The organism is Ancylobacter sp. SL191 (genome assembly GCF_026625645.1).
GTDB lineage: Bacteria > Pseudomonadota > Alphaproteobacteria > Rhizobiales > Xanthobacteraceae > Ancylobacter.
On record NZ_CP113056.1, the window covers coordinates 591,679 to 604,268 of the forward strand.

The 12,590-nt window shown below is 65.7% G+C and carries 10 protein-coding genes; 2 read left to right on the plus strand and 8 right to left on the minus strand.

Annotated features, from left to right (window positions below; all coding sequences use genetic code 11):
* Positions 1-3: 3 nt before the first annotated feature.
* The gene (locus OU996_RS02600; RefSeq protein WP_267585569.1) at positions 4-1,077 is read right to left on the minus strand and encodes an ABC transporter ATP-binding protein; all 1,074 of its coding nucleotides are present in this window, start codon (positions 1,075-1,077) and stop codon (positions 4-6) included.
* On the minus strand, positions 974-2,674 hold the full coding sequence (gene glpD, locus OU996_RS02605; protein ID WP_267584112.1) for a glycerol-3-phosphate dehydrogenase: 1,701 nt from the start codon (positions 2,672-2,674) through the stop codon (positions 974-976). The genes OU996_RS02600 and glpD overlap by 104 nt, the downstream gene beginning before the upstream one ends.
* A 331-nt stretch (positions 2,675-3,005) precedes the next feature.
* On the opposite strand from glpD, the gene OU996_RS02610 reads away from it, so the two are divergent.
* Positions 3,006-4,220, plus strand: coding sequence for a M24 family metallopeptidase (locus OU996_RS02610; RefSeq protein ID WP_267584113.1), 1,215 nt, complete (start codon positions 3,006-3,008; stop codon positions 4,218-4,220).
* Positions 4,221-4,341: 121 nt separating this feature from the next.
* Positions 4,342-5,259, plus strand: a complete 918-nt coding sequence (locus OU996_RS02615) for a LysR substrate-binding domain-containing protein (protein WP_267584114.1) — start codon at positions 4,342-4,344, stop codon at positions 5,257-5,259.
* A 640-nt stretch (positions 5,260-5,899) separates the two neighbouring features.
* Here the strand turns inward: OU996_RS02615 and OU996_RS02620 are convergent.
* From OU996_RS02620 to OU996_RS02645, 6 genes are all read right to left on the minus strand, one after another.
* The gene (locus tag OU996_RS02620; protein WP_267585570.1) at positions 5,900-7,096 is read right to left on the minus strand and encodes a carboxymuconolactone decarboxylase family protein; all 1,197 of its coding nucleotides are present in this window, start codon (positions 7,094-7,096) and stop codon (positions 5,900-5,902) included.
* Positions 7,097-7,182: 86 nt separating this feature from the next.
* Positions 7,183-9,381 carry a xanthine dehydrogenase family protein molybdopterin-binding subunit gene (locus OU996_RS02625; protein WP_267584115.1) on the minus strand — a complete coding sequence of 733 codons (2,199 nt, stop codon included), beginning with the start codon at positions 9,379-9,381 and terminating at the stop codon, positions 7,183-7,185.
* A gap of 13 nt (positions 9,382-9,394) precedes the next feature.
* On the minus strand, positions 9,395-9,862 hold the full coding sequence (locus tag OU996_RS02630) for a (2Fe-2S)-binding protein (RefSeq protein WP_267584116.1): 468 nt from the start codon (positions 9,860-9,862) through the stop codon (positions 9,395-9,397).
* Between the two features lie 31 nt (positions 9,863-9,893).
* The gene (locus OU996_RS02635) at positions 9,894-10,280 is read right to left on the minus strand and encodes a c-type cytochrome (RefSeq protein WP_267584117.1); all 387 of its coding nucleotides are present in this window, start codon (positions 10,278-10,280) and stop codon (positions 9,894-9,896) included.
* A 228-nt stretch (positions 10,281-10,508) separates the two neighbouring features.
* Positions 10,509-11,750 carry a flavin monoamine oxidase family protein gene (locus OU996_RS02640; protein ID WP_267584118.1) on the minus strand — a complete coding sequence of 414 codons (1,242 nt, stop codon included), beginning with the start codon at positions 11,748-11,750 and terminating at the stop codon, positions 10,509-10,511.
* A 108-nt stretch (positions 11,751-11,858) separates the two neighbouring features.
* On the minus strand, positions 11,859-12,554 hold the full coding sequence (locus tag OU996_RS02645) for a RibD family protein (RefSeq protein WP_267584119.1): 696 nt from the start codon (positions 12,552-12,554) through the stop codon (positions 11,859-11,861).
* Between the last annotated feature and the right edge of the window lie 36 nt (positions 12,555-12,590).

The following is a 12,590-nucleotide window of genomic DNA, read 5'->3' on the forward strand; positions in this document are numbered from 1 at the left end:
CCGTCAGGCTGCCGCGTCGAGAGCGCGGCCGGCGCGCGCGCCGGTGGAATCGAACAGGAGGATTTCGTTGGGGTCGACGAGCACATCGACCGCCGCTCCCGGCTCCAGCGAGCGGATACCCGGCAGAAGGGCGATTAGCGGCGTGTGCCCCATCTCCATATGCAGATAGGTCTCCGAGCCGGTGATCTCGGCGACGGTAACGCCCGCGCGCAGGCGGAAGCGCGCACCAGGAACCGCACTAGCGGGTTGAGCGTGCCCGTCATGTTCCCCTCCCGCTTCGACCTGCAGATGATGGGCACGGACGCCGATCGTGTAGCGGCCATCGGGCACCTCGGCGAAGGCACCGGTGACCGGGATGGACGCGCCGGTCTCCAGTTGCACCGCGCCCGCGCTCTTGGTGGCGGTGAGAGTGTTCAGCGGTGGATCGGAGAAGACGCCGGCGGTGGCGAGGTCGCCCGGGCGGCGATAGACCTCGGCGGTCGGGCCGAACTGGGTGAGGCGCCCCTCCAGCAGCGTCGCCGTGCTGCCGCCAAGCAGCAGCGCCTCCATCGGCTCGGTCGTGGCATAGACGAAGACGGCGCCGGTCGAGGCGAAAATACGCGGCAATTCCTCGCGCAGTTCCTCGCGCAGCTTGTAGTCGAGATTGGCGAGCGGCTCGTCGAGCAGCACGAGATCGGCCCGCTTCACCAGCGCGCGGGCAATGGCGCAGCGCTGCTGCTGGCCGCCGGACATTTCCAGCGGGCGGCGCTGGAGATAGGGCGTGAGCTTCAGGAGCCGCGCTGCCTCAGCGACGCGCGCCTCGATCTCGGCCTTGGGCAGGCCGGCGACGCGGAGCGGCGAGGCAATGTTCTCGTACACCGTCAAGGCGGGGTAGTTGATGAACTGCTGGTAGACCATCGCCACCGAGCGCTTCTTCACGGTGAAGCCGGTCACGTCCTTGCCATCCACCAGAACGCGGCCGGAGCTCGGCGCATCAAGGCCGGCCATCAGCCTCATCAGGCTGGTCTTGCCGGACAGCGTGGCGCCGAGCAGCACGTTGAGGCTGCCGCGCTCCAGCTTTAGCGACACATCGCGGATATGGGTGACACCGCCGACAACGCGGCTGACATTTTCGAGTTGAAGCGTCACGACTGCCCCCCCGCACAGTGGCCGGCATGGGGCGCACCAGCGCCTTCTCGTGCATGAAGGCATCGAGCGCTGCAATCTGCTCGGCCGAGAAGCGCAAGCCCAGCTTGGAGCGGCGCCAGAGAACGTCCTCGGCCGTGCGGGCCCATTCCTCGCGCATCAGGTAAAGCACCTCCGCTTCAGTGAGATCGGCGCCGAACACCCGGCCGAGATCGGCCGCGCTGCGTGCCCCGTCGAGCAGGCGCAGGGCCCGCGTGCCATAGGCGACGACCAGTCGGCGAGCCAGACGTTCGTCGAGCCAGGGATGGGCGCGCTTGATCTGCGCAACGATGCGCACCGGTTCACCCACCGGGAAATCGCCGCCCGGCAACGGCTCCTTGCCGGTCCAAGACACTTTGGACGCGCCGGGCAGGAAGGCGCCGAGCTTTTCCAGCGCGTGCTCGGCAAGGCGGCGATAGGTGGTGATCTTGCCGCCGAAGACGGACAGCAAGGGGGGCCGCCCCTCGCCCTCTTCCATCTCCAGCACATAGTCGCGCGTGGCTTCCTGCGCCTTTGAGGCCCCGTCATCATAGAGCGGGCGCACGCCGGAATAGGTCCACACCACCTGGTCCGGGGTGATCGGCGCGCGGAAATACTCGCTGGCGGCGGCGCAGAGATAGGCAATTTCCTCCGCGCTGGCGACCGGCTGGGCCGGGGTCTGGCCAAAATCGCGGTCGGTGGTGCCGATCAGCGTGAAGTCGTGCTCATAGGGCACGGCGAAGATGATGCGACCGTCCGCGTTCTGGAAAATATAGGCCCGGTCGTGGTCATAGAGCTTGGGCACCACGATGTGGCTGCCTTGCACGAGGCGGACATTGGCCGGAGAGTTCACCCGCACGACCTGCGCCAGCACCTCATGGACCCACGGCCCGGCGGCATTCACCAGAACGCGCGCCCGGACAGTGGAGCGCTCGCCATCCTGCTCGACCTCGATCTGCCAGTGATCCGCGCCGCGCGTGGCGCCAATGACCCGGCAGCGCGGCCGAATGTCCGCGCCGCGCTCGGCAGCGTCGAGCGCGTTGAGCACAACAAGGCGGCTGTCCTCGACCCAGCAGTCGGAATACTCGAAGCCGCGGCTGAAGCCCTCGCGCAGCGGCTTGCCGGTCGGGTCGCGCGTCAGGTCCAGCGTGCGTGTGGCGGGCAGCAGCTTGCGACCGCCCAGATGGTCATAGATGAACAGGCCGAGGCGCAGCAGCCAGGCCGGGCGTAGACCCTTGTGGTGCGGCAGCACGAAGCGCAGCGGCCAGATGATGTGCGGGGCGATCTTCCAGAGCACCTCGCGCTCCATGAGCGCCTCGCGCACCAGCCGGAACTCGTAATGCTCGAGATAACGCAAGCCGCCATGGATCAGCTTGGTAGAGGCGGAAGAGGTCGCGCCGGCGAAATCGCCCTTCTCGAACAGCACGATAGACGCGCCGCGGCCGGCCGCGTCGCGGGCAATGCCGCAGCCATTGATCCCGCCACCGATGATGGCAAGGTCATAAAGCGGATCGAGCGTGCGAGCGTCCACGCGGCGTCTCCCAAGGCCTGGCTCCTTTAGGTCAGGAGCGCTTTCGTTTTTATCTTCGCATTGACGCTAACTGAAACCTCAACTGCCCGCAATGGGCAAAAATCCGAAAGAATCGAACTTTCGTTTAGGTGCAATGCAACAGAAACATGGGAAGGCGCCATGAACCGGGGCGAGGCTGGGGCTTGCGGGAATGAGGCGGGAAGCGGCGACAAACGTCAGCCCGCGAAGTGGCATAAATTTTCGAAATGCCCTCATTGCGCCAATAAATTACCCCTAGGCGGCATCCGCCGTTAGCGTCTCGCAACACCCTCGCCCAGGCTGGAGCGCTGCGATGACCGACGACATGCTGCATGTGATGCAATGGCATAATGGTGAGAAGGAATTCTCTCCCTTCTCCGATGCCGAAATGAAGCGTCGGCAGTCAGCCGTGCGCGGCTGGATGGCGGAAAACAACGTCGATGCGGCGCTGTTCACCTCCTACCACGGCATCAACTACTATTCCGGCTGGCTCTACTGCTCGTTCGGTCGTCGCTACGGCATGGTGATCGACCACGAGAAGGCGACGACGATCTCGGCCGGCATCGATGGTGGCCAGCCCTGGCGCCGCAGCACCAGCGACAACGTCACCTACACCGACTGGCGGCGGGACAATTTCTACCGCGCGGTGCGCCAGCTCACCCCGGGTGCGCGCCGCATCGGCATCGAGTTCGATCAGGTGAGCCTCGATTTCCTGCGGCAACTCGAGGAAGCGCTGCCCGGCGTGGCGTTCGTCGACATCAGCCAGCCCTCCATGTGGATGCGCACCATCAAATCGGCGGAAGAGCAGAAACTCATCCGCGAGGGCGCGCGCATCGCCGATGTCGGCGGGGCGGCCTGCGTGGCGGCGGTGAAGGCCGGTGTTCCCGAGCACGAGGTCGCGCTCGCCGCGACCGGCGCCATGGTGCGCGAGATCGCCAAGTCCTTCCCCTTTGTCGAGCTCATGGACACCTGGACCTGGTTCCAGTCCGGCATCAACACCGATGGCGCCCATAACCCGGTGACCAACCGGGTCGTGCAGTCCGGCGACATCCTTTCGCTCAATACCTTCCCAATGATCTTCGGCTACTACACCGCGCTGGAGCGCACGCTGTTCTGCGACCATGTCGACGATACGAGTCTCGACATCTGGGAAAAGAACGTCGCCGTTCACCGGCGCGGCCTCGATCTTATCAAGCCGGGCGCCAAATGCAGCGAGATCGCGCTGGAGCTCAACCACATGTACCGGCAATGGGATCTGCTGAAGTACCGCTCCTTCGGCTATGGTCACTCCTTCGGCGTGCTCAGCCACTATTATGGCCGCGAGGCCGGGGTGGAGTTGCGCGAGGACATCCACACCGAGCTCAAGCCCGGCATGGTGGTCTCGATGGAGCCGATGGTGATGCTGCCGCAGGGGCTGCCCGGCGCCGGCGGCTATCGCGAGCACGACATCCTCATCGTCACCGAGGATGGCGCGGAGAACATCACCGGCTTCCCCTTCGGCCCCGAGCACAACATCATCCGTAACTGAGGATGGGGGAGCGGCGACCACCGGGTCGGCCGCTCTCCAGCTCCGGCCCGACAGCCATTGTCGCCGCCCCGGCGATATGAAAGGCTTATGCGCATTCCCAATCCATCAGCGATGGATATGCATGCGCGCCATCACCAATTTCCAGACCGATCTCCTGCGCGCCTTTGTCTGCGTCGTCGATCTCGGCGCCTACACCCGCGCCGGCGAGGCGCTCGGCCGCACCCAGCCCGCCATCTCGCTGCAGATCCGCCGGCTGGAAGAACTGGTCGGCGCCCCGCTGATCCGGCAGGTTAGCCGCAACCTGCAACTCACCGGCGAAGGGGAGGTGCTGCTCACCTATGCGCGCGAGATCCTGCGGCTGAATGACGAGGCCGCCTCGCATTTCAACCGGGCGACGATCACCGGCGTGATCCGCGTCGGCCTGCCCAATGACTATGCCGTCGCCTTCCTGCAGGGCGTCATCACCGATTATACGCGCCAGCACCCTGAGCTCATGCTCGAGCTGCATTGCGGCTGGTCTGCCGAGATCCTCGATCGCCTGCGCGCCGACGAGCTCGATCTCGCGGTCGCCATGGTCAACAATGAGGACACGCGCCACCTCTCCCGCTCCTGGGTCGAGCGGCCGATCTGGGCGGCGGCGGACGACGCGCGGCTCGACACCAACCGTGGCATTCCCCTGGCTGCCCATCCCGAAGGCTGCGTCTACCGCGCGCGGATGATCCAGGCGCTCGATGCAGCACGGCTGCGCTGGCGTGTGGCCTATTCAGGTGCGGGCATTGCCGGGCTGCAGAACGCGGTGGTGAGCGGCCTCGGCGTCAGCGCCCTTACACGCTACACCCTGCTGCCGGGGATGCGCGTACTGGACGAGGCCGACGGCTTCCCGCCGCTGGCAGAGATCCGCGTCGGGCTGTTCTACAAGCACCCCAGGCTTTCACCCGCGGGCATCAATCTGGTGAACCACATGATCGCGCAGCTCGACGAAGCCGGCGTCTCTGCGCCAGGCATTGCCGCCGGGCGCGACCGGTTGGAGCGGCGATAGCCGTCGCGAGCTTCGCGCAGGCCAGCATCACTGACGAGGAAGATGGTTCGCAGTTTTGTACCGAAGTGGCGCGCCCGAATATATTCGGACTCCCACCCCATATTCGTTGTTTATTTTTGCATATTTTAATATGATTGATTTATCATGCCTTAGTCTAAAATTGGCGTAAATTTTATCATCTATAATCTAACAAATAAATAAAAATACTATGAATTTTTCTATAAATCATTTAAATATTATATATTATACTTGAGCCCGGCAAAGAGAGAAAGTGAACATCTAACTGAGCCGAAATAGGCACTCGCGCTCTGGCGAAGTGGGTAACGATCTACGTCAGACCTTCCGGTCGCTAGCTAAATCATCTGGATTTTCCGAGTTTGACGGCCGCTTATTGATGAAACACGCGATTCCGGGAGTGAATGCGGCTACATTTCTCTGCATCACTGGAGGGGATTGTCAAAGATCAGGGGCTCGGCGCGGCCGTTGCCGAATCTGGCGCGCAATAATTCCGTAAAGGCGGGATCTTCCAGACTGCAAGTGTAGTGTCACCACCGCCTCGGTAGTGCCGCGACTGCGCGCGAAGCAAGCCCTGAACGGCGCTTTAACCTCGTAGGAGGCCTCTCATAAGGGTGCGCCGACCTTATTCATCTGGACCCGTCGTATCTGTCACCTTCTCCATCCAAGTGACCACCTTGCCGTCGAGTTCCTCAGCCACGGCCAGATGTGACATGGCCTGATCGGCGCTGGCCCCGTGCCAGTGGCGCACATTCGGCGGAATCCAGACCAGATCGCCGGGCACTACCTCCTCAATCGGCCCGCCTTCTTTCTGAACCCGGCCACGTCCGGAAATGATGAACAGCGTCTGGCCCAGCGGGTGCGTGTGCCACGCCGTGCGAGCGCCCGCCGTGAAGTTCACCGTCGCGCCGCTCACGCGCGCCGGCGCATCGCCGCGGAAATTGCCAGAGACGCGAACGTCACCGGTGAAGTAGGCCGACGGTCCTGGTGTCGAGGGCGCATTCTTGGCGCGGACGATCTTGAGATCGGCATCGGAAGCGGGTGCCGGCTGCGCCGTCGCGGCGGTGCGGCTGTCGAAAACACGTTGCAGTACGGCCACCGCCGATACGGCGCGCGGCCATCCGGCGTAGAAACCGAGATGGGCCACCGTCTCGGCGGCCTCGTCGCGCGTCAATCCGTTATCCATCGCCCGATTGGCGTGGAAGGGAAGCTGCTCGGGTTGGCCGATGGCGATCAGCGCCGCCATGGTGACAAGGCTGCGGTCGCGCGGGGTAAGCTCGGCACGCTGCCACAGATCGCCGAACAGCACCCGGTTGGTGAGTTCAGCCAGCTCGGGCGCGGCCGGTGCGATGGCTGTGTCGACGGCCACCTTGCGGGCGGCTTCCGCGGCGGCCTCCAGTTCGATGCGCGGTGCCTGGCTGGGAGCCACGGGCCCTATTCCGCGCTCGTCATAGACGCGCTTGACCTCGATCACGGCCGAGATCGCGTTCGGCCACCCCGAATAGAAGGCGAGTTGGGTAATGACTTCGCCGAGCTCCGCCGGGGTCACGCCATTGTCGAGGGCGCGGGCGGCGTGGACACCGATCTGGGCGGTCTTGCCGGTGGCGATCAGCGCCGTCACGGTGACGAGACTGCGGTCACGCGGTTTGAGGGAATCCCGCACCCAGACCTCGCCGAACAGCACATCGTCGGTGAAATGCCCGAGTCCCGGGGCGACCTGATAGACCGCCTCGGGTGCCACTCGTGCCCGGCGCACCTCCTCGGCAGCGACAGCCGTGGTGGCGAGGGCGGACAGGGCAAGACTGGCAGCGGTTTTTTTCATCATGAAGGCTCCGTAAAGCCCGCATCGGCGATAGGTCGGCGATAGTCCCGACGGGCCGATGCGGGCGATGGCCTGCGGTCGCAGGATCAGCTCAGGTTGAGATCGGCATTCTTCAGCGGAAGCTGGCGCACCCTCTTGCCCGTGGCGGCGAAGATGGCGTTCAGCACGGCAGGTGCCGCCACCGCGATGGTCGGCTCGCCGACGCCACCCCAGAAACCGCCGGACGGCATGGAGATCACCTCCACCTCCGGCATCTCGTCGAGCCGCAGCACGTTGTAAGTGTCGAAGTTCTCCTGCTCGATCCGCCCGTCCTTCACCGTGCATTCGCCATGGATCATGGCGGAGAGCCCGTAGACGAAAGAACCGCCGACCTGGGCCTCCACCTGCTGCGGGTTCACCACATGGCCGGGGTCCGTCGCGGCCACGATGCGATGCATCTTCAGCTGGCCATTGGTGACGGAGACTTCCGCAGCGGCGGCGACATAGCTGCCGAACCCCATGATCTGGGCCACCCCGCGCGCGCGGCCCGGCGCGGGAGGCGTGTCCCAGCCGATACCCTTGGTCGCCGCTTCCAGTACGGCGAGATGCTTGGGATGATTGCGCATCAGTTTCCGCCGGAAGGCGAGCGGATCCTGCCCCGTAGCGGCGGCCATTTCGTCGATGAAGCATTCCATGTAGACGGCGTTCTGATTGAGATTCACGCCGCGCCAGAAACCCGGGCGGATGTGGGGGTTGCGCATGGCGAATTCGATCAGCACATTGGGGATGGTGTAGCCGAGATGCCCTTCCGGGCTGTCGGGCAGAAGGCCCTGATAAACAAGCGGGTCGCCGTTGCTCGTCATGATCTGGGGAGCCGCGAAGCTGGCGATCGACTGGCCGGCGATGCGCATGTGCAGCGCCTCGACATTGCCCTGTGCATCGAGCGAGGCGCGGAACCGGGCCTGCGTCACCGGGTGGAACCGCCCCTGGAGCATGTCCTCCTCGCGGGTCCACATCATCTTCACGGGCGTACCGGGCATCGTCTTGGCGATCAACGTCGCCATCCGCACATACTCGCCCGACAGGCGCCGGCCGAAGCTTCCGCCGATCCGCATCACATGCACGTCGCAGGCTTCGGGCGCGAGGCCGGAGGCGTTCACCACGGCGGTCAGCGCCACGTCCGGCGCCTGAGTCGGCACCCACGCCTCGCAACGCTCCGGCGTCCAGCGCACGGTCGCGCTGATCACTTCCATCGGCGCGTGGTTCTGATAGGGGAAGCCGTAATCCGCTTCAATGATCCGTGACGCACGCGACAGAACCGCGGGGGCATCACCTGAGCGGTTGCCGACGAAGGCTTCGGGGGCCGCAAGGGCCTCGCGCAGCATGGCCGAAATCGTGTCGCTGGAGACCTTCGCGTTGTCGCCTTCGTCCCATTCGATGGGCAGGGCGTCGAGCGCGGTCTTGGCACGCCAGAACGTGTCGGCGACCACCGCCACCGTCTCGTCGTCGACCTTGAGAACCTGCTTGACGCCGCGCATGCCGGAAACCGCTGCGGCGTCGAAGCTGCGGAGCTTGCCGCCATGGACGGGGCAGGCCTTGGGAATCGCGACCACCATTCCCGGCATCCGGATGTCCATGCCGTAGACCAGCGAGCCGTCCAGCTTGTCCATCGTGTCGATGCGCTTCAGCGGCTGGCCGGCGATGGTCCAGTCCTTCGGATCCTTCAGCGCGATGTCGGCGGGCGGCGTGATGCCGTTGGCGCTCGGGGCGATGGCGCCATAGGTCGTGGAACGTCCGCTGGAGGTGTGGCTGATAACGCCCTTGGCGGCGCGGCATTCCCCGGCCGGCACACTCCAGCTTCGGGCGGCGGCCTCGATCAGCACGGCGCGCGCCTGCGCACCGCCGAGCCGCAGATAGTCATGCGAGCCGCGGATGGAGCGCGAGCCGCCGGTCTGCTGCGCTTTCCACACCATGCCGCGGGCCTTGTTGGCCGCGGGATTGACCATCTCGTAGCGGACCTTGTCCCAATCGCAGTCGAGTTCCTCGGCGACGAGCTGGACGAGACCGGTGAGCGCGCCCTGTCCCATCTCGATACGGGCGACGCGGATGATGACCGTCTCGTCGGGCTGGATCACGACCCAGGCATTGACCTCCCGCGCCGTCGTCTGCGCCACGGCGCCGAACGGCAGGGGAAAGGTAAAGCCGAAGGTGAAGGCGCCGGCAGCGGCCGCGGCACCTCCGAGGAATTTACGGCGCGAGACACGCGCCTGACGGTTGGCATCCGAAGCCGATAGTGTCGCGCTCATGGTGTGCTCCCCCTCAACCGCGGTTCGCGGCCATGCGCGTGGCGGCGAGCTTCACGCCCGCCAGCACGCGCGTGTAGGTTCCGCAGCGGCAGATATTGCTGATCTCGGCACGGATATCCTCATCGCTTGGGTTCGGATTCTGCGCGAGCAGCGATGAAGTGGCCATGATCATGCCGACCTGGCAGTAGCCGCACTGGGCGACGTCAAGTTCGGCCCAGACCTGCTGCACGGGATGCGGGCCCTGCGCCCCGAGGCCCTCGATCGTGACGATCTTCTGATCCTCGGTGACGGCGCTTATTGGAAGCGCGCAGGAGCGCGTGGCGACGCCGTCGACATGGACCGTGCAGGCGCCGCACTGGGCGACGCCGCAGCCATATTTCGTTCCGGTCAGGCCGACATGGTCGCGAATGACCCACAGAAGTGGCGTGTCATCCTCGACCTCGATCTCGACGAGCTTTCCGTTGACGTTGAGCTTGGCCATCGTGCACTCCCGGCTGAGGTGATGGGGCGGGTCAGTTGGTCTGCGGCGGACTCTGCAGATAAGCCGTGAGCGCTGCGCGGTCGGTGGCACTCGTCACCGAGATCGTCATGGTGCTCCCCTTCACCATGGCGCGCGGATTGGTGAGGAAGGTGTCGAGCTGCGCCGCGTCCCAGGTGATGCCAAGGTCGCGCATGCCCTGCGAGTAGCGCGCGCCCTCGACGCTGCCAGCCTTGCGGCCAATCACGCCGCTCAGGCTGGGGCCGATGCGGTTCTGTCCGGGCTCAAGGGAATGGCAGGAGGCGCAGCGTGTGCGGAACAGGCGTTCTCCGGTCGCCGCGTCCTGTGCGCCGGCCGGAGGGGCGAGCACCGAAAGGGCGAGAGTCGAGCAGGCAAGTACGGCGAGGAATCGAGAGGACATCCTGTCTCCGGCAAGGTTCGCTATCGTCGGGGCCGGACGGTGGCGAGCGCCACGCAGGCCTTAGAAGACTGAATCTTACGCAGAGGGATGAGGAGGGATTAGCCAGACTCTCTCGCATGGCGCTATGTGGGAGATTCATCAATCCCACCATCAACTTATCGTTATTGACCAAGGCTGACGAAGTATGGGAAGTGCGACTTCGGAAGCACTTGCGATGGGCGGCATCTGTTATCGTTCACGACTGAAGGCTTCCGCCACCTCGTCTGCGGCGCGAATTCCACTCAGCAGCGCGCCATGTGCGGTCGAGAAGTCCGTGGGATGCGTCGCCTCGCCGGCGAAGAATAACCGATCTTCATAGGGACTCGCCAACCTGGCGCGCGCGCTTCGGTGGCCGGGCAAGGCATGGCTGTAGCCGCCGCCAATGGAAGGTGTCGCGCCCCAGGAGGAAGCCAGAGCCGGGCGCAACGCGCGGCGCACTTCCCCGCCGAAGAGGGCCGCGAGCTGGTCGATGGCATGGGCGAAGGCGACCGGCGTTCCCTCGTCACGCACGCGGCGGGCGCCGGCGCCGCCGAGGAAGCACTCGATGACGGGGAACCCGAAGGGCCGGATGTAATAGGTGCCCGATGCCGGATCGTGGAGGTCGCCCTGCACATGGGTCTCCGCCTCGAATGGCGAGGGACCGATGATCTCCAGAAACAGCTTCTCGTTGCAGCCCAGCGGCAGATGCGCCGCCGCCGCGCGCCAGGGGTCCAGCGCGGCCGGCCAGCGGATCGCGTCGCCGGCGAGCATATGGGTGGAGACGGTGAGGATCGCCGCCCGGCAGCGCAGCGTGCCGCGCGGGGTGACGAGTTCAACGGCCGGTCCGTTGATGTCCAGCCGTTCCAGCGGCGTCGCCAGATGCAGCGCCACATCGGCAGGGAAGCGGGAGGCGATCAACGTGCCGTAGCCCGCCGGCAGGCGCCAGTTAAGCGCGGTCGAGGCGCTGTCATAGGCGGCGTAATCGGCGGCCGAGATGCGCTCCAGTTCGTCGCCGCTGATATAGCCGCTCAAGGCCTGGAGATAGGCGAGCCAGCGCTCGCCCGGCGCCACGGCGTCAATGGCCCGGTCGCTGGCCGGCGGATACTCAAGGAGCCGCTGGCTCCAGGCGTCAAAAGCCGCGCCGGCGGCTTCCCACTCCGCCGGGGGCGCGCCGAGATCGCCGAATTGCTGGTCCCAGGCGCTGCGCCGCCGGTCCACGACGAAACCGGCGGCCTCGGCGATCCGTGTCCACGGATTGCGGTCGGCCGAATGCAGCCAGCCGCAGCCAAGGTCGAGCGGCAGGCCGCTCATCAGGACGGTCGAGGCGCGCCCGCCAAGACGCGGCAGGGCCTCCAGCACGACAACCGACAGGCCGCGGCCGGCAAGCCGCCGGGCGGCGCCGATGCCGGCCGCGCCGGCCCCGATGATGGCGATGTCGCAAGCGTGGGTCATACGGGGATGCTAGAGCATTTTCGAGCGACGTGGATTTCTGTTCACGGCAAGAAAATGCGTCAGGCCAATAATTTAGAGCCCTGTTGGTGAGCTGGAGCTCACCAAGCTCTAGGCCAGTTTCACCGCATAGCGAAGATGCACCACGCCGTGATCGAGCGTCTCGGCACTGAGGAGCGACAGCGTCACCTTGCCGGCGAGCCCGTTCGGGCCAGCGTCGACGATGGCCTCGCTGCCCGGCCGGGCATCGAGCGCAGGCGCGATGAGCACGCTGAACTCATCGACGAGGCCAGCGGCGAACAAGGCGCCATTGGCGCGCGCGCCACCCTCCACCGCAAGGCGTCGGATGCCGAACTCCCGCGCCAGAATCTCCAGTGTCGCGGCGAGGTCGATCTCATCGCCCTCGGCGATGATGTAGGAAACGCCATCGGCTGCGAGTTCGGCGAGGTGGCTGTCCGGCACATCCCGGCCGAGCAGGGCGATGGCGTGGTCGCCGCCGACGCTCGATCCCTTGAAGTGCACCTTGCCGGAAGGATCGAGCGCGATGGCATAGCTCGCCGCCCGCGTCGCGACATGGAGCGGGCGCGCGACCGCGCCGGCCATCGCCGGCGGATGCGGCACGCCCTTGGCCATCTCGGCCATGGTCACACGCCCGACCAGCCAGGCGTCGGCTTTCAGCGTGCCGTGGACCTGCTCATAGAGCCGACCCCAATCGGCGCGGCCACCCTGCGGGCTGGCGGTGAACCGGCTCGGGTGCAGGCGCCCGTCGAGCGAGGTTTCCATCAGGCAAATGACATAGGGCTTCATGGGGCGCACCTCGGACGAAGGGACCGCCGGCGATGG